The organism is candidate division KSB1 bacterium, from assembly GCA_034506395.1.
In the GTDB taxonomy this organism is placed as follows: Bacteria; Zhuqueibacterota; Zhuqueibacteria; order Thermofontimicrobiales; family Thermofontimicrobiaceae; genus Thermofontimicrobium.
This window is the reverse complement of the sequence record JAPDPQ010000008.1, coordinates 91,754-116,881: the sequence shown is the minus strand read 5'-3', so window position 1 is coordinate 116,881 and position 25,128 is coordinate 91,754. Positions and strand designations below refer to the sequence as shown.

Below are 25,128 nucleotides of genomic sequence, written 5' to 3'. Positions count from 1 at the left end.
CTTTTGCTGAGAATTACCTTTCTCATCATATTGATGATCGCTTTCGGAATTCAACCAGCTCGAAGCCAAATTGTACTTTCTGAGGTCATGTTTGATCCCGTTGGAGCTGATTATTATGACGAGTTCATCGAAATTTTTAATCTCAGCTATTCAGATACGGTTGATCTGAACGGATGGAAAATCAGTGATGGTTCGGATGTCGATCAAATCGTGTCTGTTCAGCATGGACTCGAGCTACCGCCAAGGAGATTTGGGATTATTCTCGATTCCGGTTATTTTGGCAATTCAAGCCGATACGATCAGCTCATCCCATCCGATGCTCTCATTGTCACCATTGATGACGCTGCATTTGGGTCGAACGGTTTAACAAATACCAGCCCTAAACCAATCATCCTCATTTCGAATCGTGGGGATACAGTGGCATATTATATCTATTCGGTCGACAATCCACCTGGGTATTCTGATGAAAAAATTAATTTAGCTGGTTCCGATTCCTCAGGGAATTGGGCGAATAGCAAAGTGCTCAATGGGACGCCTGGCTCGCCGAATAGTGTCTCGCAGCTTGATCATAATATCAAAGTCGCGCTCCAGGCTTCTCCTGCTGAAGCTCCGCCAGCGCACCCCATCACCTTAATCGCATCGGTAACGAACCTCGGCCATCAGCCTGCCTCAGATATCACATTGACTTTTTTTGAAGACCTAAATGGCGATTCATCTGCGAGCTTGGATGAGCAATTAGGGGAGCAGATTTTCGTTCTGATTGCCCTTCAGAAAAATGAGTTCCATCAAACAACCCTAATGCTGGATTCGTTATCAAGCGGAATCCATAATTTTCTCGTTTACGCTAAGTTTTCGCTCGATCAGGATACGACCGATAATTGGTCGACGACAATGGTGAAAATTGGCTTTCGGCCCAGGCAAATAGTGATAAATGAAATTATGTATCGACCTGCCGGTCAACAGCCTGAGTGGTTTGAAATCTTTAATCCGACAGAGCAGCCGATCAATCTCAAAGAATGGCAATTTTCTGATGCAAATATCAATCAAAAATTTCGCCTGTCAGATTCAAATCTTTCAATTGCCAGCGCCGGATTTGTCATTGTCGCTGAAAGTGCCATATTAAAGCAGTATTACTCCAAAATAACTTCGCCTGTGATCATTCCAACTCACGGATGGCCAGCTTTGAACAATAACGGAGACGCTGTTTATCTCTATGATCCAATCGGTACGGTTGTCGATCAAGTGTCATATTCTCCCTCGTGGGGAAATGAGCCTGGGATCTCATTAGAGCGAAAAGATCCCAGTGGCAATTCTGATGATCCCTCCAATTGGGGGCAATCCCAACATAGCGAAGGAGCTACGCCTGGGATGGAAAATAGCATTGCTCCAGCCGCTTTTGATCTTGAATTATCTACCATTCAATTTGTCCCTTCCGCCATCCATGCTCAAGAACCGATCTCTATCATCGCGAGCATCGTTAATGTGGGACGCAATACCGTATCTCATTTCCAACTTCTCTGCTTTATTGATTTAAATCATAATGAAGTCTTTCAAGAGGACGAGCGCATCGGTGACCCGATTGATGTTTTTCAGCCTTTAGCCTCGAAACAATCGACGTCCCTGTCTTTTCCATTCATCGCCCCAATGGCAGGTCGGTATGCCTGCAGCGCTACTATTTTTGCTGAGCAGGACAGCAGGCCAGCGAATAACTCTGCAACGACCGTTTTATCCGTCGGCTTCAACGCAGGGGATCTGGTCATTAATGAAATCATGTATTCACCGCGCCCTGGTCAACCAGAATGGGTGGAATTGTTCAACCCATCATCCAAAACTATCGATATTCAGTGTTGGAGCATTACGGATTCTGATAGTGCAACCAAAATTACCATCGCCCCTCGATATTATCCAATTTCACCCCAATCCTTCGTCGTTATTAGTGCTGACTCATCATTGCTCAACTATTTTGATTTGAATCAGAGTCCTTTGATCGTCATCAAGTCGCTTCCTCGGCTCAACGATGATATGGATCAGATTTTCATCTACGACGCCAATAAGAATATTATTGATGCCGTCAGCTACCGTGGATCTTGGGGTGGCGAGAAGGGCGTTTCACTGGAGCGGATCAATCCCTTGCTTGCATCAAATGATAGCAGCAATTGGAGTTCCTGTGTTGTTCTATCCCAAGGTGGTACTCCAGGTCGTCGCAATAGCGTCTTTGTCGACATCCTTCCTAGCGAGGCTGAGCTCACTATCGCTCCAGATCCTTTTTCGCCCGATGGCGATGGTCGGGATGATGTCACCATTATTACCTATCAGTTGCCATTTAATCTCTCCCGCATTCATATTAGAATCTTCGACATCCGCGGACGGTTAGTTCGTTTCCTCGTCAATAATCAGCCAAGCGGTACAGCCAGTTCGTTCATTTGGGATGGCCGGGACGATCATGGGCATCTTTGTCGTATGGGAATCTATATCGTATATCTCGAGGCTATTCATTACCAGCGGGGGGTTGTCAAGTCGTTAAAAAAGACTGTGGTTTTAGGCCAGAAACTTTAGCTTATTTTTTTTCTTTTTCGAAAAAATAGTTTTAATTGTGATTTTAGCCAAGACGAAATAACCACATGAAATGCAATAAAGCGCTTTTCTAACTGATAAACTTGAATGAAACTACCGGCTCTAAAGTCCGTAACATGAGCGGTGTTTGTCTCTATTTTAATCGACCCAAATTTAGCTTGTATCCAATTTTTCGATGATAAAAATTTTTAATCACCAAACCGACGGAGGAATGAAATGAGAAAAACGCGATTTTTGCTTTTCGCCTGCCTGGGCATCATGGTGCTGCTGATGAGCTGTCAGCCAAAAGGCAAAGAGGTCCAGCTTATATCCCGTGATGTGCTATTTGGTAATCCGGAAAAAGCATCTCTGAAAATCAGTCCGGATGGTAAGTATATCAGCTTTCTTGCTCCGGTCAATAATGTGCTTAATGTCTGGGTCGCTCCATCGACTGAGCCAAGCAAAGCTTACGTGGTCACAAAAGATACCATCAGGGGAATTCGGACCTATTTTTGGGCTTACACCAATGATCATATTATTTATTTGCAGGATCTGGCCGGCGACGAAAATTGGCAGGTGCATGCTGTTAACATTCTCACCAAAGAAGATAAAAACCTAACTCCCTTCGAGGAAATCCCTGGTCCAGATGGGAAACCTTTGACCTTGCCAAACGGTAAGCTGCTTCGGCCCAGAGCTCAGGTTCAACATGTTAGCCACAAATTTGCTGATGAAATCCTCATTGGGCTCAATAATCGTGATGCCCAGTTTCATGATATCTATCGACTCAACATTTTGACTGGAGCTATGCAGCTTATTCAACGGAATGATGGTTTTCTCGGCTTTGAGACTGATGATGATTACAAGATCCGGTTCGCCTCCCGGATGACATCAGACGGCGGCAATGAATTGTTCATGCCAGATGGTCAGGGTGGATGGATACCATTCGACAAAATCCCCATGGAAGATATGATGACCACTAGCCTGGTCGACTTCGATAAAACCGGCAATTTGCTTTATATGATCGACAGCCGTGGACGCAATACCGCAGCGCTGACCGCAGTCGATTTAACGACCAATGAAAAGAAAGTCATCGCTGAAGACCCAAAGGCGGATATTAGCAATATCATGATGCATCCCACCGAGAAGACGATCGAGGCAGTTGCGGTTGAATATCTAAGGAGGGAATGGAAGGTCCTTGATCCCAAAATTAAAAAAGACCTGGATTACCTCAAATCTGTTACTGATGGTGACATAAATATTACTGGCCGGACCATGGACGATAAATTCTGGACCGTTTCTTATGTAATTGACAATGGCCCCATCCGATATTATCTATATGATCGTGGCCGAAAAAAGGCAAAATTCATGTTTACCAATCGGCGCGATTTGGAGGGAGTGAAGTTATCAAAGATTCATCCAGTGATCATTCCGTCGCGAGATGGACTTAATTTAGTCAGCTATTTAACATTGCCCCACTGGACCGATCCAGATCAGAACGCGCGTCCGAATGCTCCCTTAGCGATGGTGCTATTTGTCCATGGCGGGCCTTGGGCGCGCGATTCATGGGGATACAATCCTTATCATCAATGGCTGGCCAATCGGGGCTATGCGGTGTTGAGCGTGAACTATCGCGGATCGACCGGATTCGGCAAGGAGTTTATCAACGCTTCGAATCTTGAATGGGCTGGCAAGATGCATGATGATTTGATCGATGCGGTCAATTGGGCGATCGCCGAAGGCATAGCCGATAAAAACAAGATCGCTATTATGGGGGGAAGTTATGGCGGCTATGCGACGCTGGTTGGTTTAACTTTTACACCAGAAGTCTTCGCATGCGGGGTGGATATAGTTGGGCCATCGAACCTGCGCACCCTGTTAGAAACCATACCGCCATATTGGAAGCCGATGATGGATCTTTGGGCCACTCGCGTCGGTGATCCCCGAACAGAGGAGGGCAGGAAATTCCTCGATTCCCGATCGCCCCTCACTTATGTCGACCGCATCCGAAAGCCGCTTTTGATCGGACAGGGAGCCAATGATCCGCGCGTCAAGCAAAGCGAATCCGATCAGATCGTGAAAGCAATGCAAGAGAAAAATATTCCTGTGACCTATGTGCTCTATTCCGATGAAGGGCATGGCTTTGCAAGGCCGGAAAACCGCCTATCATTTAACGCCGTCGCTGAACAATTCCTTGCGCAGCATCTTGGTGGAAGGGCGCAACCTATCGGAAATGATTTCAAGGGATCTTCCATTCAAGTGCCGAGCGGTGCTGAGCAAATTCCGGGGCTGAAAGAGGCGCTGGGGAAGTAATTTTTCTCGTCATGCATGTAAAAAAGCCGGCAGTCAATCTCTGTCGGCTTTTTTATATGCAAGATATCCTATAAAGTTAAAAAACCAAGATCTGTCCAATCATTTCTGGAGAACTAACCAGTCGTTGAGCTGGCGGATTTGATCTCCCTAATTCTCATTGAGCCGCTCTCGAATAATCCGTTCGAATTTGGGACGGTATATCAAATCATACGCATCTTCTTTTCCAGGGAACAACTCAAGCACCCGTTTTCGAGTGGCTTGAATTAAATCGATCGCTTCGGGAGTGGTCAAGTTGCCCTGGCGCAAAATCGCAGCCGTAAGATCGACGATTGCTCTTAATAGCCGCATGTTGCGCTGCTCTTGTTCTAATTCCTCGGGATCTGGCATAATTTAATCCTTTTTTAATTGAGCCAATAGTTCTCGAACATGTTTGATATGGCTGCCAGGCCAATAGATCTTATCGCAACGCTGGCAATAATAAAACTCGTGAATCGATTGATAAACGAATTCAGGAATTCGGCCAACGGTCAGCTCCCTCGATATTGGAGCAACCAGCTCATTACAGATCGTACAGCGCGTAAATACGAACGATTCTGTATCCAAATGAAAACGATCGATCACCTGCTTCACTTGGTTGCGGACATCTGCCTCTGTAATGAACAAGCAAAACTGCGGATTCATTCTTCCCGCCAGATTTGCGTCGCGGGTCAGCAAGATCCGCTTCTCCTGATGCGCTCGAAAAAATAAGTCATCATCTGTTGCTTGAGAATCGTAGAGCGTATCATATCCCAGGATGCGGAGCCACTTGGCCAATCGCCCCAGCATGACATCTGCAATGAAGTTCATCTCATAACCAGTTCTGATGTCGATACCATTGATAAGTCTCTTTAAGGCCGATCTCTAAGGGCGTTGCAGCGACGAAACCAAGTTGCTGTTTGGCTTTCGACGTATCGACCACCCAGAAGCGCTGTTTCATTTCCATGGCTTTATCGCGATTAAGAATGGCGGGGTGACGAACCACCTTAGCAAATCCCTCGCTTAGCCATGCAGCGAAATCGAGGGCCAAAACAGGCAAACGAATCGTCACCGCATGTTTGCCCATCGCGTTCGCAATGGCATTTTCCAATTCCAGCCAACTGATTGGCGCCTCATTGGCAAGAAAATAAATTTGATTCTGCGCTTCTGGTCGCTCGGCAGCAAGCTGAATGCCTTGGACAAGATCAGCCACATAAATAATACTCAAAAATCGATCGGCAAAGCCGACTTGCGGCTTAATGCCAAACTTGATGTATTTGAACAGCATTACCAGATCGTCATCGCGGGGCCCATAAACCGCTGGAGGCCGAACGATAGTGGTCGGAAAATAGTTCTGAAATTGTGCCACCTCCTGTTCCGCCATTAATTTGCTCTTGCCATAAAGGGAGATGGGACGGGGCTCATCCTGTTCTTTCACTGGATCGCCGCTCCGGCTCGGCCCAGCCGCAGCTTGGGTTGAAATGTAGACGAACCGTTTCAAATTGGGGCAGCTCATGCGACAGGCTTCGAGCAGATTCCGTGTACCAATTTGGTTGACCTGGAAAAATTCAGATTCAGTAGTGGCGCGAAGCGCTCCACTCAAATGGAAAATGTAATCGATTTCCTTTACGAAAGGTGCTAAACTTGTCACATCCGAGAGATCACCGATGGCTAATTCAACGGGCAATCCTTGAATCCATCGCAAGTTACTGGTCTTTCGTACCAAACATCTCACTTCATACCCTTCCTGCAACAATCGCTCCACCAGATGACTGCCAATAAATCCATTCGCTCCGGAAATCAGTGCTCTCATTTTGCTCCCTAGAAAATGGTATGTTAAATTTTTCACTAAATTTCATCGAACGCAACGTCAAAGGATTTAAATCATTCCCAGACACTTTGTTCCCAGTGAATTGTACTACCTTCCAAACAACAAGAGAAAATTTTGCTTCTACGGAACCGAGAATTCGAGATTTTCACAGTATCTCTAACAACCTTGGCACAAATCTGTCTGGTATTAGATTCAGCGAAGGCGCTGGCAAATTTCGCCGAGCTGAAAATTTTATTTGACAAATTTGAAAATCATTTATATATTTGTGGTCAAAAATTTTTAAATCAGGATGAACTTGAATAAGGAGAGAGGAATTGGACCTATTTGAAAAATGCTATAAGTTTACCCGAGCGGATGAAGCCAGAGCTCAGGGTTATTATCCTTACTTCAAAGCGATCCAATCTGGAGCTGGCTCGAGCGTGATGATTGATGGTCGCCAGTTCGTCATGATCGGCTCGAACAACTATCTTGGTCTCACTCAAGACCCTCGTGTCAAACAAGCAGCGATCGAGGCATTGGAACGATTTGGGTCGGGATGCACTGGATCCCGCTATCTCAATGGCACATTGACGCTTCATGAAGAGCTGGAGGAGAAATTGGCCAATTTTGTTGGCAAAGAATCAGCGCTGGTTTTCTCCACTGGGTTTCAAACCAATCAGGGCACGATTTCAGCGATCGTTGGCAAGGACGATATCATTTTCAGTGACCGGGCCAACCATGCCAGTATTATCGATGGCTGCCGTTTAACCTTTGGTAAGGTCGTCCGCTACAAGCATAACGACATGGAAGATCTGGAGCGGCAATTGAGCAAGAATGGTAGCGATTCGAGCGGCCATCTGATCGTTACCGACGGAGTATTCAGCATGGAAGGCGATATAGTTAAATTGCCCGAGCTTGTCAAAGCGGCCAAAAAATACAATGCCCGCATCATGATAGACGATGCCCATTCGTGCGGCGTTTTGGGAAAGACGGGCCGCGGAACTGGCGAGCATTTTGGGTTAACAGACGATATCGATCTCATCATGGGAACATTCAGCAAATCCTTTGCTTCGATCGGCGGATTCATTGCCGGGGAGCGCAAAGTCATCGATTACATTAAACATCATGCGCGGTCATTCATCTTCTCCGCCAGTATGCCCCCATCCGCCGTGGCTACTGTAAGCAAAGCCGTGGATATCCTCATCGCAGAACCAGAGCGCTTGGAACGGCTCTGGAAAAATACCCGAAAAATGAAACAAGGGCTCACCGAAATGGGGTATGACACCGGCCTCTCCGAAACACCGATCATCCCCATCATCATCGGCGATGACATGAAGACGTTCTATTTCTGGAAGTTGTTATATGAGAACGGGGTGTTCGCTAATCCAGTAATCAGCCCAGCGGTAGAACCTGGGCGCCAGTTGATCCGAACCAGCTACATGGCCACCCACACTGATGCAGAGCTGGATTATGTGTTAGAAACTTTCTATAAAGTCGGGAAACTAAGCGGTGTAATTGCCTGATGATGTTACACCAAAAAATGATTTAAAGAATGATTTGCAGATCTGACCATAAACAATAAAGATCCCCATAAATCGGTGGCGGGGCTCCAGGTAGCCCGCCACTTTTTCTTGAGCTGTTGTATCTTGGGTTTCCAATCGGGTTGGCGTCTTCGGTCGTTTTTCAATCGGCAACTCAAACGCTCGGACTTGGTTGATTAACCTTGAAGGAGAAAGATGATGCCCGATCAAATTAGTGTTCATCCGGTCGTATCCAAACGAGATCTGAAAGATTTCATTCTGCTGCCCTGGAAAATATACAAAGGAGATCCGAATTGGGTGCCGCCGCTGATCAGCCAACAGAAAGCAACCTTCAACAAAAAAAAGCATCCATTCTTTGAACACTCCAGTGCAGATTTTTTCATCGCCCGTCGTGGGAAAGAGGCCGTTGGGACAATCGTTGCGATTTTGAACAATCGTCATAATGAAGTGCATCACGAAAACGTTGGATTTTTCGGCTTTTTTGAAACCGTGCCCGATTATGCGGTCGCGCAAGCGCTGCTGGATCGGGTTATGGATTGGGCCCGAGAAAAGAATTTGGATTATATCCGTGGCCCAGAAAATTATTCCCAGAACGAGGTGTGTGGCCTTTTGGTCGACGGTTTCGATACGCCGCCAGTTATCATGATGGCTCATAATCCCCCTTACTACAAAGACTATCTCGAGCGATATGGTTTTACCAAAGCCATGGACCTCTGGGCATATTGCATGGATAAAAATACGCCGATCTCAGACCGCGTGATCCGCGTAGTGGAACGGATCAAATGTCGGAGCCAGGTCACGTTTCGAACTATTAATAAGAAAAACCTGGAACAAGAGATCGAAAAAGTCAAATATGTTTACAACCACGCTTGGGAGAAAAATTGGGGGTTTGTGCCGTTAACCGATCATGAGATCGATTATATTGCCGAGGAATTGAAACCCATCATCGATCCTGATATCGTATTTTTTGCAGAGGTCGATGGCAGGCCGGTCGGATTTTCGCTCGCTGTTCCAGATATCAATCAGGCGTTGATCAAGCTGAATGGTCGGCTTTTTCCATTCGGCATTTTCAAGCTCTTATACCATAGTCGAAAAATTAACCGACTGCGGGTCATCATTATGGGTGTCATTCAAGAGTATCGAGGCAAAGGGATTGATTCGGTTTTTTATTTGGAAACCTATCGTCGCGGGATTGCCAAAGGTTATCATTGGGGTGAATTTTCCTGGATTTTGGAAAACAACGACCCAATGAACACAGCGCTTCGCAATATCGGAGCGAAGATTTATAAGACCTATCGAATTTACCAGAAGCAAGTATGATTAGCTGCAGCGAGCTGTCGAAGGCTGCCAGCCAGCAAAACAGCACAGTTTATGTCATTCAAGCGCAGCCACAGAGGACCTATGAAGATGTAGGAGGCAAGAAAAACATTTCCCGCATGGGGATTGCGTTTGTGGCGCTGTACGATTATCAAAGGGATCGAATTTCGGTCTATTCTGAAGCTGAGATCATGGCATGCATCGACATTCTTACCGCTGCCCACCGGCTCGTCGGCTGTCACCTTGAAAAGTTCGTGTTTCGCCTCTTGGCTGGCTATCAAAGCTTCGATTTAAATCGAATTGAACGAATCGATATGCTGGATGAAGTTTCTCGAAAGATCGGCCGCAAGACCGAGCTCGACGATCTGTTGTTCAGCACGCTTGAAATAAAGCGCCCAACCGATCCGATGAAGATGGCGCGACTATTTCAGCACGGCCAAGTTGAACAAGTCAAAAAAACGACCATTCAAATAGCAAAAGACCTTGCTGCTATTTATCGCCATGGCAGGGAAAAAGGATATGTATTCATTAACGGCCCTTTTGGTCAACGCTGGAAAATCTCTGTCGCTTGGTAGCCAGTTCACAACAGCAACCGTTATCCCCACAGCTTCGATTCAATTATCTTTATCTCCGCTTTTAAAAAAACTAATTATACCAACACCATACCAATTCCAAAAATAATCCTATCGTATCTCCCAAATTTTGCAGACTATTTTTAATGCAGGGGCTCATAACGAAGGATCTTATCATGTTTCAAAAACAAGAAATGATTCTCTTATCTCATCTCCGATAATCTGTGATTCTTGTTACGATGATATGTCGATCATGATTTTTGTCTCCTTGCTATTCTTCCATGGCCTAGATCGCAAGTCAGCATTTGCTTCATAAATCAAAAAACATTTCATAAATTTTCCTTTGAAATTGATAAAAGTATGTCTATATTCATCTAGTACAGATTTGAACATAACCAGGTCTTGGGCAAAGTATGCCATGCATAGCATAGCGGCCATTGGCGCGTTTTTTTAATTTTTATCTTGTTGGTATTTTCTCCCATCTTTGAATCTTTCTTCCTTAGAAATTGTTTAAAGCTTTGTAAGGTGATGCTTGCTTTTTTGGCGAGCCTCACTACCAAGCTTACGAATACAAACCTATTGGAGGTGACAGACAGTGAATTCCCCCCATTCAATATCAATAGCTCTGCTTCTGATGATTTTCACCGCGATTCAATCGTGTCGGGATCCAGAGGTTGAGCAGAAGCTCGATGCTGACCTGCGGTTACAAGTGAAAGCGTTGCACGAACAGCGCCAATTGGATCAAACAATCTCTGTGGTATTCAAATCAATCGAACCACTGACTGACCTTCATCGCGAGGTGCTCAAGAAACAAGGCATTGAGATCATGGCGAATATTGGTCAAATTTACACTGCCAAGTTGCCAGCCCGATCGCTTTATGATTTAGCGAAAATGCGCTTTGTCGAATCCATTCAGGGCTCGCGACAGTTGAAAATTCAACCCCCGGATTCCTCCGGGCAAATCCAGAAATTTTGAGGAGTCACAATATGATCACTCGCGTGCTTGTTTATCTGGTTGCTATCGGATTAGTGAGCTCTGCAGGTGCTGGATGGTCGAAAGAGTTCACTTCCTCCAACACAGCCAAAATCGACCCTTATATTGCGCTGATGATGGAACAACCAGAGACCAGAGCAATGATCTATCAGCATCTCACAGGTCATTCCCATTTCCCAGAAGCGACTCGCCTTAATTTATTGATCAAAACTGCACTGGATAACATAACCTTGAGCCAATTTGACGTTCTGGTGCAATCCCGAATCGGTGATATTGTAACCGCCCAGGTTCCTTTGGAACAGATTGAATCCTTGGCGAATCATCCTCAAGTGCGTTACCTGCAGGCTTCTCGCGTCCTGAAGCTTCATAATGATGTCAGTATACCAGAGATCGGTGTCCCCGAGGTGCGAAATCAGCACGCCGTTACTGGAAAAGGGGTTATTATCGGGATTATTGATACTGGAATCGATTGGCGACATCAGGATTTTCGTAAGCCCGATGGGACGACGCGTATCATCGCGATTCTGGATTTCAGCGTTCCTGGGGACGTGAACGGAGACGGGCAATTGGATGGTCCGTTCAAATGGGGCACAACCCTGTACACGGAAGCGCAGATCAATAACGCGCTGAATGGGGTTGGCCAAATCAACCACAAAGATTTGGTTGGCCACGGGACTCACGTGGCTGGCACCGCGGCTGGAAACGGTCGCGCCTTTGGCAATCGTGTTCCTGCTGGCACCTATGTGGGAGTTGCGCCAGAAGCTGATCTGATCATCATCAAGGCTACCCGTGAGCCAGGTGGTTTTAACTTCGAGACAACTGATTATTTGAATGGCATCGCTTTTGTCGACAGCGTCGCCCGCGCGTTGAATCGGCCTTATATAATTAACTTGAGTTTCGGCGGCAGCCAAGGACCTCACGATGGCAAGGATTTGAGTGAGCAGGCGATTGATAACTTGCTCACCACCCCGAACGGCCGCTGCAAAGCGGTTGTGGTTTCTGCTGGTAACGAGGCTGACCAGAATATTCACGCAAGTGGGACTTTTGGAGCTGGTATTAGCGAGATCGAAACAAGGTTTTCAGTCCCAAGTTATACACCGAAGCCAGACAAGATCGACGATTACATCGTGTTCGAGGGCTGGTACAAAGCGATCTACAATTACTCTGTTAAGATCGTGACTCCGAGCGGAACGACTCAAGGACCGATCTCCAGTGGTCGTGAGGGCGCATTCAGAACCGATGATGGAACGATCTATATTTCCAACGCCAAATCTGGCCCCAGCAACCTCAATGGGGATAAACAGATTTTGATCCAGATCTATGATTTCGATGCCAATAAACCGCCAAAATCTGGGGAATGGAAGATCACAGTCATCGGTTCAGCCGGTCGGTTCGATCTTTGGCTGGCTGGCGCCTCAATGGAAGATGTGAAGCTAACGTCCAACATCGACCCCACAATGATTTTAGGCACACCGGGAACCGCCTTTTATGCCATCACGGTTGGCAGCTATATCACCAAACGCAATTGGATCGATCTCGATGGCAATTCCGTGGGTTTCCCGAGTTTAGTGATTGGTCAAGCCTCGAGCTTTTCCAGCCCCGGCCCGACGCGAGATGGCCGGACCAAGCCGGAAATCAGCGCCCCAGGCGAGATGATCGCTGCCAGCTACTCGGCCGATGCGAGCCCATCCAGCGAATACTCGATCTTTAAAACTGGGAATAACAGCTTGCCAAATGGCTATATCTGTCAGGATGGCAAACACGCTGTTTCCAAAGGCACCAGTTTCGCCGCACCGCACGTTTCCGGCCTCATCGCGCTCATGCTCCAAAAAAATGCACAGCTCACTCCCAACCAGATCCGGCAGGCGATCATCGCCAGCCCAAGGACCGATGTTAATACGCAGACCGTTCCCAATAACAAATGGGGCTACGGCAAAATTGATGCTCGATCCTCTTTTAAATTTATCACCGGCCAATTAACAGAAAAACAGTTCACCGTTTCAATTTTTCAGAACCCAGCTTTGTCCCAATACATCGACTTCTATTTGATATCGAAATACGATCTGGTGGGAAATCCCACAGCCACAATCCAGCTCGGCAGTGCCCCGATCAGTAGCATCACCATGAACCCTATCGAGCCGCGGATATTCAAAGGTGAGTATCAATTTGTAACCAGCGGAACAGCAACGCTCAAAATTACTGCTACGGTTTTAGGGGGATCCAGCACAACCCTCACCGAATATTTCGGCGTGAAGCTGCTCAGAGCTGGCATGCCCGCGAGCTTTCAGTTTGATCAAGCCAACTTGAGCGTAGCTCAAAATAGTCTTTTGAAAGACTGCTATTTCACCATTATCCCGCTCAATGATCTCGCTACCGATAACGAGCCAAATGCCATTGGCCCAGCCTATCGGATTGGCCCAGCCGATTATCATTTTGCGACACCTGCGACATTGACGCTCACTTATGAGGATCTCGCAATAGGGGGCTGGGATGAATCCCGTCTCGCCATCTATCAATTGAAAGATAGCACCTGGCACAGGCTGAGTTGCACCATTGCCCCAGCTAATAATATCGTATCTGCGAGCATTGACCGGCTGGGGGTATTTCGGCTATTTTATGACCCAGAGTCACCACCGAACCCAACACTACCAGAGAGGTTCGAATTGCTGCAAAACTACCCGAATCCTTTTAACACTCGAACGACTATCGCCTATCGATTGCCAGAGGAAGCTCATGTCAAGCTGAAGATTTTCAATTTGAATGGCGAATTGGTGAAGGTGCTCTTCGATGGGGCGCAGCAAGCTGGAGATCATCACTTTTTCTGGGACGGCACCAATTATCATGGGCAACCCGTAGCCTCTGGGCTGTATGTTTATGCGATCGAGGCTGGTAAATACTCTGAGCATCGAAAAATGGTGCTAGTGAAGTAGCGGGAAGGAGCTGAAATCTATGCGACAAATTTGGATATTTTTAATCATCGTCTGTTTGGGGGGCATAATTGGATGTGAAGTTCAGCACGGAACCGACATTTCCGATGGCCAGATCGCTGAATTAATCCAAGCCGGATGGGAACAATTTGAAGCTGGCAATTACACTTTAGGAGTGCAAAAATTTGAGCAGGCGATCTCACGGAACGAAACTTCGGCCGAAGCCTATTGTGGAGCTGGCTGGTGCTATGCCCGATTGACCAATTTGTCTTCAGCGGTTCTCAATTTTAATGAGGCGATCTCGCTCGATGCCTCTTTAGTCGATGTCCATGCAGGGCTGGCATTTGTCTATTATGCGCAAAAGCAATATAGCTCAGCAATCTCCAGCGCCAACAAAACGCTGAGTCTGAGTTCAAATTACCTGTTCGCGCACGATCGGAATCTCAGCTATAAAGACCTCTATCTCGTTATTGCGGCCTGCTATTTTGCCCTGGGTGATTTCACTCAGAGCCTTGCATTCGTCAAGAAATTGAACCCATCATTCAGCGCCGATGTGGCGACTTTCGACGGGAAATCTGCCCTGGCCGAGGAGATCGAGCGATTGAGAAGTATCGTTTAAGGCCGGGAACAATTACGGGTTTGATCCGCGCTGTTTTCTTGCCTCGCAGAAAATCAGCGCGGCGGCCACTGAGGCGTTCAATGAGTTGATCTGCCCCGCCATCGGGATGCGGACCAGAAAATCGCAGCGCTCCCGCACGAGTCGCCGCAGGCCTTTGCCCTCGCTGCCGATGACCACCGCCAGCGCCCGATTCAGATCAGCATGAAACAAACTGACCTCGGCCTGCTGATCGGCGCCAGCAACCCAAATCTGCTGGCTCTTGATGTTCTCCAGCCACTGCGCCAGGTTGGTGACCCGAACGATCGGCAGATGAGCGACGGCACCGGCCGAGGTTTTCGCCACGGTATCGCTCAGGCCGGCCGAGCGATCTTTGGGGATCACCACGCCATGAAAGCCAAAGGCCTCAGCCGAACGAATTATGGCGCCCAAATTATGGGGGTCCTGAATTTCATCGAGCACCGCGATCAATGGCAGCTCCTGGCGCTGAGCCGCCCGTTCGAAGATCGTTTCCTCGCTGCTGTACCCATACTCAAGCAACACAGCCACCACACCTTGGGTGTTCTCATGCCCAGCCAGTTCCTGCAGCTTCTTTCGATCGACCTCCCGCACTGGAATACCCTGCCGACGAGCTAATTGAACAAGTTTTGCATCCAAGCCGGATTTAATATTGCTGGCCACAAAAATCTTGTTGATCGGTCGTCCCGCCAGCAGGGCTTCGATGACGGGGTTTTTCCCGGAAATGATGTGTGACATGGTCAAATTGAAATTTCTCCCCCTAAAAATAGCATTCACGTGCCATTGATTTGTTCATTTTTTAGCGTGATCAATAGATCATGCCAACCGCTTTTTCCCTGTTTCCCGAATTTCTCTCAACTGTTGAATTTCCTCCCGGAGCGAATCGGGAATTTCGCGATGGGAGTGGAGGATCGATTCCAAATGCCCCAAAAACCGATTCAATAATTCCACATGCCCACCGGCATGGAGCAATTCCCCCGCCTTTGAAAGAAATCCTTTGAAATGCAGCCTCCGAATGCCCAGCAGCGCTTGTTTGATCGCCTCGCCGTTGATCGGTTCTTCCTGAGTGTATTTTAAAATGTCATTCAGCGTATCCTGAATGAGACGAACCTCTACCAAATCTTCTGCATATTGCTTGATAAAAAAATCTAAACCAGTATCTGCAATTTGTGATTGCAGAACCTCTATATTATGCTGATGCTTTTTCTCCATTTTTTCGATCTTTTCACCTTGCCCCAAATAAGCAAAAAAATATGAGCCAACAGCAACCAGCACCGCACTCGCCGCCGAAATGATCGACGATATGGTCCCGCTCATCGGAAATAGAGCTGGAAAACTGATGATTAAGATACCCACTACAGTCGCTACAAGACAGATGGCCTTAGCAACGGTCATAAAAATGCTTCCTCCGAATCAAAAGTTAAAGATGAATGTGGTTTAGAATATTGTGTTTGACATTCCGTATTTGATAGACCCGTCTCTGTTTGCGCTTGATCAGCGTTGCGCTAAAAACCGAACGTAAATCTTATCGATTGATGTAAAGAGCCGCAACGGGGAGAACAGTTTAAAGATCACGTCATACCCGCGGCCTCGCAGCCAGGCCCCATTGCGAATGGTCTGTTGATCAACTTTTTCATTTTTGGTCAGTTGACCTAATACCAGCCCCGGGCGTTGATAATTTTTCAGCGCCTGGACATCCTCATGAATATGCTGGGGAGCTGCCGAAGCGAAGAGAATAAAATCGCTGCCAAGGATATCGTCCGTATAATGTTCTGAATTGGAATAAGTTTTATGCGCTTCGTACAGGCAGCTTTCACGAAGGGTGAGGCATAATTTCTCAACCCACTCTAGCTCGTTGTTGGTATCCACCACGGCGATGCGCGGTCTGGAAACTGATGAACAAAACAATCTTGCCAACTGCTCCTTTGCGCCGCCTGGGCTCTCATATTTCTCTCGGGTCAATTCTTTTTTAGTGGAGAATATTCCTGATAGCGTCCGCGAGAGCTGAAACAGCGCGGACTCAATTTGGTTGGTTGCGATCATTTTTAGCTGATGCGCTTGCTCCGCAGTGCCAGACAGCGAAGGGTCCTCCATCGCCTGACCCATTAATTCAATGGCCTGCGCCAAATAATGAACGTATTGCTCAAAATAGCTTTTAACGTCCTTTTTCGGCTGTAGCCCTGAGTAACGGCCATAGTATAATATGGTTGGCATAGCGCGGACCAACAGCATCGGAATGCCCCGAACAATATTGGGCCGTTGGACCATGGCTTTGCTCCTTTCTAATTTTCACGGGAAGTTTATTCTCTGAGAAACTGGCGATCGGTCACTATTTGCCCATTAGAAATTGTTATTTGGTCGAGCGTTCCCACGAATAATCTCACGCTACGATTCTGCTGCTATCAGAGCGAACATCCCACCTTTCAAATTCAATGAGCAAGGTATTGATTTAAAGATAATGACTTCCAGCACAAGCGATCAATGAATTCGAAAATCGCGGCTCTCGACGAAATCTTCAATGAGGTACCAGAAATCTTCGATATCCAGCGTCATGATCACCAAATCGCGGCGGCGACCGCGAATATCGGTTACATGCTTCTTTAGCCTTGCTTCCTCCCGAAACCCCAATCGCTCGAACGCAGCAATAGCCGACTCCTGATTGTCGATCATTTCCGCTTGCAGCTTATAAATTTTTGCTTTGAGCGCGTGAAAGAACAATTCTCGAATGAAAATCGTGGCTAATCCTTTCCGCTGAAATTCTGGTGCGATCAACACGCGCACCTCGCCCAGGTTCCTTTTCCAGCCAAATTCGGCGCGAAATAAAGTAGCAATGCCGATGATCCGATTGTCCACCAAAGCCAGGATTGGATAGACAATATCGTAATTTAATCGGCCAAACCGGCGCTCCACATTGCCTCGATCCGTCACATCGATCCTCAGAAAAAGTCGATCTGACTCGGGAATGGAACGATAGAACTCACATAGCTGATCCAAATCCGATTCGACCATCAATCGTAGCAACACGTTGGTATCATCTTTAAGTTTGACCATCTTCGAAAAATTTGCCATGTCACCACTCCTTTTTGCATATTGGATTGCGATAGAGCATATAAAAACGAGTTGCTGCCGAGCGAAGGATGAGAAGATTGATGATGACGACAAATACTGATCAGAATTGATGCTTCCTGAGGCCAAATTTCTGATGAACCATTGATCTGAAAGCTTTACCGGCTGGCTGTATCATGTACAATGGAGGGATGCGAAGTCCGATCGGTTCATCAACTCATTTGACCTGACCGCTTCGATGACTAAAATAGCATTTTTTCTTACAATGTCAAGAAAAATTTTGGTTGATCAAACTCTCGCGATCATGTTACAGGGATGCTGGAGTTCAGGATTCAAATTGAAAAATGTATCTCTAATATTGAGCTAAGAATTTCGTGAACATGATATGTTACGAATTCTTGGGGCCAGTTCATTGAAAAAATGTTCAAATTCCAATTTCGGATAGCTCCCTTTGAAATGGAGCAGACCTATTTTTAAGCCAAAGGGAAATTGAAACGTTTCTATTGAGCCTTTATCCATGGGTGGCGCCTGGCACAAGCGTTGATTGCACCTATCCCGCAAAAGTCAATTGCACCAGGCGCATCGCAATCGCTGTAAAGCTAAAATTCGCCCTCCAAACCCAACCCCGGCTTATCTGGGAGGATCATCCGTCCGCGATCCACAATCACAGCGCGGAACGGATCATTCGATATCAGCAAATTGCCATCTAAATCGGCGTAATCGACCAGCGGACTGATGTGAGCTGCCGCCGCGATGGCACAACTGCTTTCGATCATACATCCGAGCATGACCTTCATACCGAGCGAGCGCGCCATCCAGATCATGCGCAACGCTTCTTGAATCCCGCCGCTTTTCATCAACTTGATATTGATGCCATCGTAAGCTGTGGCCAATTTGGGGATATCTGCTGCTTTTTTCACTGCCTCATCAGCAATAATGGGAATGGTAACGCGCTCGCGCAGCCACCGGGTCTCCTCCAACATCGCTGCCGGCAGCGGCTGCTCAATAAATTCCACACCCATTTTCTCCAACCAATGGATCTTTTCTAGGGCTTCCTCTTTCGTTTTCCAGCCTTCATTGGCATCGACACGAAGCGGCTTATCAGTCACTGCACGGACCGCATTTAGAATTTCCTCATCATTATCGCGCCCCACTTTAATTTTCAAAATAGGGAATTGCTCGGCTTCACGAATCTTCTGCTGCATCACCTGCGGTGTATCAATTCCAATACTGAATGTCGTGATCGGCGTTTTGGATTTGTCCAATCCGAAATAGCGATATAATGGGACGCCAAGACTTTTGCCCACCCAGTCCATCACGGCGATATCGATCGCACACTTTGCTGCTGTCTGTTCCTCAGCCAGCGCACGAATTGCATACCCCATGTCGACAAAATGCCAGGGATCAAATTGCTCAACGACTGGGATCGCTTTCTGAATCAATTCAATCGTGCTTTCTGGGGTCTCATTGTAGCGGATGTTCGGTGCCGCCTCACCAATGCCGAAGACTCCATTCCGGGTATATCGGACGAACACATTGTTTTTTACGTCAGCAGAATTGCGGGAGATGGTCCATGTATGGGTCAAATTTAGCTGTTTCACTTTATATTCTAACATTGTGCCTCCTATGGTTGCATTGTTTTTTGGCTTTCTCCCCATCTTTAAAAAAGAAATATTCATCAGTCCCAGGCCCATGAGCGCCTGGCTGGTCGCTTTTAAAAATTGTTTTCGGCTCAGTAGCATGTTATTCGCTCCTCAAATTTTCAATTGAAATTATGTTCAATGAATGATCTCCTCTCTCGAAATGTTGAGAACTGAAACGATGAACTTATCTAAGTCAGAATTCGCATCGGATTGTCATCAGTTCGTTTGGGGCTTGCCGCCGTGGGTTGGCTGCTGGATGATCACCCGGCGCGCTGCCTGCAGACCCCGACGTCGATAAGAGCTATAATTTTCATCTTTCGGATTAAAACTATTGATCCGCACCATCCCATCCGAGTGGATGAACTGAGAATCGCCGATGTACATCCCTACATGAATGATATGATCTATATCTTTTCCAAAGAATAGCAAATCTCCAGGTCTCAAATGTGCGAGCGAATCATCCAGAGCCACTGGCTCTCCCACCTTAACCTGCATATTGGCATCACGGGGCAAATCAATTCCGTTCAGTTTGAACACGGTTTGAGTGAAACCTGAACAATCGAACCCTTTTGTCGAGCGGCCGCCCCAAAGATATGGGAGACCGATAAATTGATAGGCCGTAGTGATAACATCGTTGACAGAGCGATTTTTTATTGCGTTGAAAAACGATTTTGCAGGTGTCGCGAGGGAAGCCCGAATATAACCTGACCTTCCGTCAGGCAATTCCACGTGATACCAACCGCGCTTTTTGCCTCGCTGGATGAGAAGATTCCCGCGCACCACATCGCTCACCGAGCGCACGCTTTTATCTGAAGGCTTTTCCCAGATTTGACCATAATTGGCGGTTACGATCAGCTTTTCAGCTTGCCTCCAGCGTTCGATCAATTGCCAATCGCCAGTCACGAGAGAACTGATGGTCATCCATCCGAGATACTGGTCATCGAGCTGACAGAACGCCCAATATCGCTTTTCGATCTTCAATATGCGGACTTCGCTACCCATCATCGCCTGGTCTACGATCTCATGTGCTTCATCGGGCTGCCGGCGCAACTGCGCGACGCTGATACGGACGATCCCATACGGTTTGCCGGCTACCGTGGAATCGGGCAATGTGACCAGGCTATCCAGAAATTGATAGCTGGTTTCACTCGCTAGCCGCTGTAACAACTCTGTCTTACCCTCTTCGGTAATAGTCTCCCCAAAGATCACCATCTTGTCCCCTTCCCATCGAACTTGGACATCGAACCGCGAGATGCGACGATCAGGCTGGTATTTTTGCTCTAACTGTTGAACGATTTTCAGCACAGTATCTGGAATTACATTTGACTGTTGGCTGATTCCATTTGATGTTCCAGCAAACCACGCTAAAGCTACTACAACCGCGAGTATCGATCTCTTATTTTTCATGTTCGCCTTTCGTTCCTCCTTAGAAAATTTCATGTTTCAGAGTTCAGCAAAATGGAAACAGTTTTTGATACGGATATTGTGTCCCCCACAAAGCTGGTCTTTGACGTCAACCCAAGCGAATACTTGTGGAGATGTTGTCATTCTGAGCGGCGAAGCGAAGAAGAATCCCTTCAATTTATCCACATTCTTTCGCGAAATCAGCAGATTCTTCTCTCTCCGTAGTCGCTCAGAATGACATAATGCTCTCAGGTTGACGCTAATGGCAAAGCTGGCGGACTGGCATCTGTTGGCCTGCTATTTATCAGAACTAAAATAGTCTTCCATCCACAGGAGCAACATTCGCATTTGCACAATTTGTTCAATGCGCATCAATTCAAATTTCGTGCTCTATTATCAAATTCAGCATCATGCTATCTATTCAATTCATCGATTCCGATAAGCGCTACATCTGCTGGATGTATGAGCCATGATTATATCACCAGATATTCGAACTTGTTTCGGAATGCCTCGGGTGTCATTTTCGCAGCTTTGGATAAAGCAAGGAGTTGGTCTGGCTCTTCAAAATCGCTTTTGTTGAGTTTGATCATATACTTTTGGGCCACAGCGAAGGAGTCAGTCTTAGTGTCCACAGCGCGCAGCCGAATCCGATCGGTTATTGGATCGATTAGATATGCCAGCTCAATGGGAACCAGCTTACCAGCATCGACACAGATCATGGCGCAGCTTTGATCCTCGAATTGTGGATCAATTAAAAAATGGACCGCTGCATAGCCAAGGTCCCGGGCGTACTCGCAATCGAAGGGGATTGGTGGAGCGCAGCGCAGGGTATAGCCGATGTTCATCTCAATGAGGCGGACTTTTTCACCGCGCGCAGCCAGTCGCCGCTCGATTTCTGTTTTTATAATTTTGCCAAGATCAATCTCCGAGAGATGAATATTACCGTAATCGTCATACTGAAGAGTGACGTCGGGAAGGCTTCGGAGTTCGGGTTCGTTGAAACGAGTAGCGATCCCTTCAGCGATCAGCACCACTCCATCGGTGCGGCCCATGACCTTCCGCTTAATCATGGCACCTTCTAACATATCGCAGACATTACGAATGCTGATTCTTTCTGAATGGAATTCCTCACCAATGATCGCCAGCGTGGCCCCAGCCGCCTTGCAAATGCCAAGTGTCAAGTGACCGGTCTTTAGCCCCATCGTCACCACAATGTACCAGCGGTTGGTGGACCGAGAATCTTCCATGACATTTTCCACCAATTTTACCCCAATGTGCCGGGCCGTTTCGTAACCGATGCTGGGCAAATTTTTGGGCAGCGGAAGATCGTTATCAATAGTTTTTGGCACATGAGCAATGCGCAATTGTCCCTTGGCATTTTTGGCGAGCTCATAAGCAGAGGTTGCTGTATCGTCCCCTCCGATAGTGATCAAATAATTGAGCCCGAGACGATTCATTGCGTCCAATGTGTTGCGCAACAAGGTTTCATTTTTAGTTGGATTGGCGCGAGAGGTACGCAGGATTGAACCGCCAGTGAAATGAATTCGCGAGACATCTTTGATCTCAAGTTCTACTGTATGTTCAATATCTCCCCTCTGCAACCACTCGAAACCATCCATGATGCCAATGACCTTCATCCCCGCATTTCGTGCCTCGATCGTCGCAGCGGCAATAACCCCATTGATGCCAGGCGCTGGACCCCCACCAACCAGAATGCCTAAACTGCCCTTTGTCCCCATTGCTGAACTCAGCATTCCTTCCCTCACTCCTTTCGCTTAACATAGCTCAAAAATAAAAAAACAAATCTATATTGAATGTAATAATTTAGCAAGCGTTTTGCAAGCGCTTTTTATTGACGGGACAGAAAAATTCTTGACTTTATGGGAATTTTATTGTAGATTGAGGTCAGTTTTTAGATCGATTTGATCTAATAAAACAGCATAAGTGCTAGGTTAATTCAATCATGCAGATTTTGAAGGTGCTGCGATATTCAATTGGGTGTCTCTGAAAGAGTCTTGTTTATAAATGTTTGGCGATATGAATATCATTAATTTTTGACATTGGCAATTCATAAAACGCATGCAAAATCGAATTAACCATTACCTAAACATGTGAAGGAGGCTGATATGGACGAAGAAAAAAAATTCTCATGGGAATCGTTTTTCAAGGGGATGCTAGCTGGCGGATTGATCGGTGCTGGCTTGGCGCTGCTTTTTGCCCCAAAAAGCGGCCGCGAACTGCGCGAGGATATCAAACGAAAATCATCAGAATTAAAGAAGGATGCCGAATTGCTCTACTCTGAGGCCAAAGAGAAGACCGAACAATGGTGGAGTGAAGGATTGAAAAAAGCGGAGCAGTTGAAGCAAGACGCCGAGCAAAAATTGGAAGAAGCGAAGGCCAAGGCGACAGAGATCATCGAAGAAGGTAAAAAATGGGTCGATAAAGTAACACATCGCGGCGAAACTGTTGTGGCAGAGGTCGAAAAGAAGGTCGATAAGGACAAACGAAAATAACGTTTCGATCCATGCTCATTATTCAGAATCAGCATGGGTTAATCCAACTTGTGGCAGGAAGGTCGCAAAATGATCATAGAAATCAGCGTGGCTGTTATTGCCTTTTTCATCGTGGTCTTTGTCATCGGATTGTTGATTGCTCTGGTGCAAATCAGACGAACGGCAAAAGAAGCTGAAAAATTTCTCGATACAGCTCGTCAGCATATTGGACCGATCTCTCATGATTTGACGATTATTTTTAATGATGTCAAACGCATTACTCAATCGATTCAATTGCAGGTGACCAAGCTCGAAAAAGGTGTCGATGAGCTCAAACAAATTGCCACCCGCATCAATGAATTTGAGAAGATGGTGCAGGAAAAAATTGAGCAGCCGATCATGGCCATCGTCTCGTTGATCGCCAGCCTTACCAGACCGATCCGCGCGCTGCTCGATCGACGCAAGGACACCTGATTCACTCAGTAAGCTCAGCGGTTCGAACTATGGCTTCTCCTCAGAAGATCCTAATGGATTTTTGCCGAGAGCACAACAGCGGTCAACAATCCAGTGATAGGTATTTTTGTCAAGGCCTCCTAATCGATCGGATCAAATGGAGCTTGTGGGAGCAAAGATCCGTTTCCGAACGGTATTGTCTGTTTGATAAATAATCCCGTGTGGGCAACGAAGAAAACAATCATCAAGGCAATGACTCACCATTTTATTTCGGCAATCGAGGAAAACGGTGGCTTAATTTCATGAGAAATTGCCACCGAGCCTCTCAGGCACCTTGGTATGGACAAAAAGCTGCCTCGTATTGTTCATCGTTAGAATATTTCATATTTTTTTATCTCGCGTGAAATGGCAATTGGGCTCGAACATGAAATGTCCAGTTGCCTGAAGGAACCAACTTCATATCGCGATACCGTTCCCCCAAACGTGTGGGATCGGTTTATTGGTTTCACAATCCAGATTTTCATCTCATCGGTGCAATTTGATTCAGCGAAATTGCAATACAATTTGATGCAATGGCTTCCCGTCGCGCTTCGTGAGATGAGCTGGATAACTAATTCAATGATTCATCCGATGGAAACAGATTGGAGGTGGAAATAAGCCATGAACAAATTCATTGGGTATGCAATTTCGTTTTGTTTGACCTTCATTTTATTGATCGTGCTGCAATGGAATTGCAGTGTGAAAGCGCCAGAGGTTACGGTAACGGGTGAGAAGACAGCGCTGGAGAACCAGGTAATTGGGACCTACCAGCAAATAGAGCAGGATGCCTGGACACTGGCCTCAGTGCGCTCGACCAATCCGGGACAGCAACAGTCCCTTCCCCGGGAGAAGAAAAAGGTGATCGAGGCCATTCAGGGAAGGAAATTCAACAAGGACGATGTGGATGAATTCAAGAAAGCCGGGTTGGTGGGAGAGAATAACATGGGATTGCTTGAGATCCGCAATCCTGCCAAGCTCGAGGCTGATCCCGAATTAAAAGCTCGGGTAACCAAAATCGTTGAAAGCGAGAACAACTATCGCCAAATCATTATGGAGCGCATTATGCTGTTGAATGAATCGGCGGCCCAGGCTGGCAGCGAAAACGTTGCCCGAATTTTTTCAAAGATGAACCAGGATAGTTCTGAGCCTGGCACATGGATTCAGCGAGATGATGGGACCTGGGTGAAAAAAGGGCAATAAGCACTCCAGCGAATTGATTTCGGGGAAGCCTTTCGAATCGCCACCGATCTTGAATTTCGGAAATCATCATAACACCCCAATTGGTTTTCATGATCAGCAGTTCAAAAAACTTTCAGCGCTCATTTCGGAGTAATTTTATTCCCGTTGAATGGCTTTGT

At 46.7% G+C, this 25,128-nt stretch carries 22 protein-coding genes; 11 read left to right on the top strand and 11 right to left on the bottom strand.

Going from position 1 to position 25,128, the window contains the following annotated elements:
- The first annotated feature begins 3 nt into the window (after positions 1-3).
- Positions 4-2,556 (top strand): lamin tail domain-containing protein, encoded by a 2,553-nt coding sequence (locus ONB37_07370; GenBank protein MDZ7399964.1) that lies wholly within the window; start codon positions 4-6, stop codon positions 2,554-2,556.
- Positions 2,557-2,790: 234 nt separating this feature from the next.
- Complete coding sequence (locus ONB37_07365) at positions 2,791-4,863, top strand: S9 family peptidase (GenBank protein MDZ7399963.1); 2,073 nt, start codon at positions 2,791-2,793, stop codon at positions 4,861-4,863.
- Between the two features lie 147 nt (positions 4,864-5,010).
- Here the strand turns inward: ONB37_07365 and ONB37_07360 are convergent, their stop codons facing one another.
- From ONB37_07360 to ONB37_07350, 3 genes are read right to left on the bottom strand one after another with little or no spacing between them, the layout of a single operon-like run.
- Complete coding sequence (locus ONB37_07360) at positions 5,011-5,250, bottom strand: hypothetical protein (GenBank protein MDZ7399962.1); 240 nt, start codon at positions 5,248-5,250, stop codon at positions 5,011-5,013.
- 3 nt (positions 5,251-5,253) lie between these two features.
- Positions 5,254-5,709: a Mut7-C RNAse domain-containing protein gene (locus ONB37_07355; protein MDZ7399961.1), complete on the bottom strand. Its 456-nt coding sequence runs from the start codon at positions 5,707-5,709 to the stop codon at positions 5,254-5,256.
- Between the two features lies 1 nt (position 5,710).
- Positions 5,711-6,691 (bottom strand): NAD-dependent epimerase/dehydratase family protein, encoded by a 981-nt coding sequence (locus ONB37_07350; protein MDZ7399960.1) that lies wholly within the window; start codon positions 6,689-6,691, stop codon positions 5,711-5,713.
- Between the two features lie 332 nt (positions 6,692-7,023).
- Here ONB37_07350 and ONB37_07345 point away from each other — a divergent pair, with 332 nt between their 5' ends.
- A complete protein-coding gene (locus ONB37_07345) occupies positions 7,024-8,211 on the top strand; it encodes an aminotransferase class I/II-fold pyridoxal phosphate-dependent enzyme (protein ID MDZ7399959.1) in 1,188 nt (395 codons plus the stop codon).
- On the opposite strand, the gene ONB37_07340 is transcribed toward ONB37_07345, so the two are convergent.
- On the bottom strand, positions 8,191-8,451 hold the full coding sequence (locus ONB37_07340; protein ID MDZ7399958.1) for a hypothetical protein: 261 nt from the start codon (positions 8,449-8,451) through the stop codon (positions 8,191-8,193). The two genes, ONB37_07345 and ONB37_07340, sit on opposite strands and share 21 nt — an antisense overlap.
- Here ONB37_07340 and ONB37_07335 point away from each other — a divergent pair.
- The 5 genes from ONB37_07335 to ONB37_07315 all read left to right on the top strand — a co-directional run bounded on the left by ONB37_07335 (position 8,428) and on the right by ONB37_07315 (position 14,658).
- Complete coding sequence (locus tag ONB37_07335; protein MDZ7399957.1) at positions 8,428-9,549, top strand: GNAT family N-acetyltransferase; 1,122 nt, start codon at positions 8,428-8,430, stop codon at positions 9,547-9,549. The genes ONB37_07340 and ONB37_07335 overlap by 24 nt on opposite strands.
- On the top strand, positions 9,546-10,121 hold the full coding sequence (locus ONB37_07330; protein ID MDZ7399956.1) for a hypothetical protein: 576 nt from the start codon (positions 9,546-9,548) through the stop codon (positions 10,119-10,121). The genes ONB37_07335 and ONB37_07330 overlap by 4 nt, the downstream gene beginning before the upstream one ends.
- 592 nt (positions 10,122-10,713) lie before the next feature.
- Positions 10,714-11,094 (top strand): hypothetical protein, encoded by a 381-nt coding sequence (locus tag ONB37_07325; protein ID MDZ7399955.1) that lies wholly within the window; start codon positions 10,714-10,716, stop codon positions 11,092-11,094.
- 11 nt (positions 11,095-11,105) lie between these two features.
- The gene (locus tag ONB37_07320; GenBank protein MDZ7399954.1) at positions 11,106-14,042 is read left to right on the top strand and encodes a S8 family serine peptidase; all 2,937 of its coding nucleotides are present in this window, start codon (positions 11,106-11,108) and stop codon (positions 14,040-14,042) included.
- 19 nt (positions 14,043-14,061) lie between these two features.
- On the top strand, positions 14,062-14,658 hold the full coding sequence (locus ONB37_07315) for a tetratricopeptide repeat protein (protein MDZ7399953.1): 597 nt from the start codon (positions 14,062-14,064) through the stop codon (positions 14,656-14,658).
- Between the two features lie 12 nt (positions 14,659-14,670).
- On the opposite strand, the gene rlmB is transcribed toward ONB37_07315, so the two are convergent.
- The 7 genes from rlmB to pfp all read right to left on the bottom strand — a co-directional run bounded on the left by rlmB (position 14,671) and on the right by pfp (position 22,540).
- Positions 14,671-15,411 (bottom strand): 23S rRNA (guanosine(2251)-2'-O)-methyltransferase RlmB, encoded by a 741-nt coding sequence (gene rlmB, locus ONB37_07310; protein ID MDZ7399952.1) that lies wholly within the window; start codon positions 15,409-15,411, stop codon positions 14,671-14,673.
- A gap of 78 nt (positions 15,412-15,489) precedes the next feature.
- Positions 15,490-16,068 carry a hypothetical protein gene (locus ONB37_07305; protein MDZ7399951.1) on the bottom strand — a complete coding sequence of 193 codons (579 nt, stop codon included), beginning with the start codon at positions 16,066-16,068 and terminating at the stop codon, positions 15,490-15,492.
- Between the two features lie 99 nt (positions 16,069-16,167).
- Positions 16,168-16,941, bottom strand: coding sequence for a hypothetical protein (locus ONB37_07300; protein MDZ7399950.1), 774 nt, complete (start codon positions 16,939-16,941; stop codon positions 16,168-16,170).
- Between the two features lie 210 nt (positions 16,942-17,151).
- Positions 17,152-17,742 (bottom strand): GNAT family N-acetyltransferase, encoded by a 591-nt coding sequence (locus ONB37_07295; protein MDZ7399949.1) that lies wholly within the window; start codon positions 17,740-17,742, stop codon positions 17,152-17,154.
- A gap of 596 nt (positions 17,743-18,338) precedes the next feature.
- Positions 18,339-19,481 carry a dipeptide epimerase gene (locus ONB37_07290; GenBank protein ID MDZ7399948.1) on the bottom strand — a complete coding sequence of 381 codons (1,143 nt, stop codon included), beginning with the start codon at positions 19,479-19,481 and terminating at the stop codon, positions 18,339-18,341.
- A gap of 117 nt (positions 19,482-19,598) precedes the next feature.
- Positions 19,599-20,789, bottom strand: a complete 1,191-nt coding sequence (locus tag ONB37_07285; protein MDZ7399947.1) for a C40 family peptidase — start codon at positions 20,787-20,789, stop codon at positions 19,599-19,601.
- Positions 20,790-21,259: 470 nt separating this feature from the next.
- The gene (gene pfp, locus ONB37_07280) at positions 21,260-22,540 is read right to left on the bottom strand and encodes a diphosphate--fructose-6-phosphate 1-phosphotransferase (GenBank protein ID MDZ7399946.1); all 1,281 of its coding nucleotides are present in this window, start codon (positions 22,538-22,540) and stop codon (positions 21,260-21,262) included.
- Between the two features lie 372 nt (positions 22,541-22,912).
- On the opposite strand from pfp, the gene ONB37_07275 reads away from it, so the two are divergent.
- From ONB37_07275 to ONB37_07265, 3 genes are all read left to right on the top strand, one after another.
- Positions 22,913-23,299 carry a YtxH domain-containing protein gene (locus ONB37_07275; GenBank protein MDZ7399945.1) on the top strand — a complete coding sequence of 129 codons (387 nt, stop codon included), beginning with the start codon at positions 22,913-22,915 and terminating at the stop codon, positions 23,297-23,299.
- Between the two features lie 69 nt (positions 23,300-23,368).
- Positions 23,369-23,752, top strand: a complete 384-nt coding sequence (locus tag ONB37_07270) for a DUF948 domain-containing protein (protein MDZ7399944.1) — start codon at positions 23,369-23,371, stop codon at positions 23,750-23,752.
- A 639-nt stretch (positions 23,753-24,391) separates the two neighbouring features.
- On the top strand, positions 24,392-24,970 hold the full coding sequence (locus ONB37_07265; GenBank protein ID MDZ7399943.1) for a YdbL family protein: 579 nt from the start codon (positions 24,392-24,394) through the stop codon (positions 24,968-24,970).
- Positions 24,971-25,128: the final 158 nt, after the last annotated feature.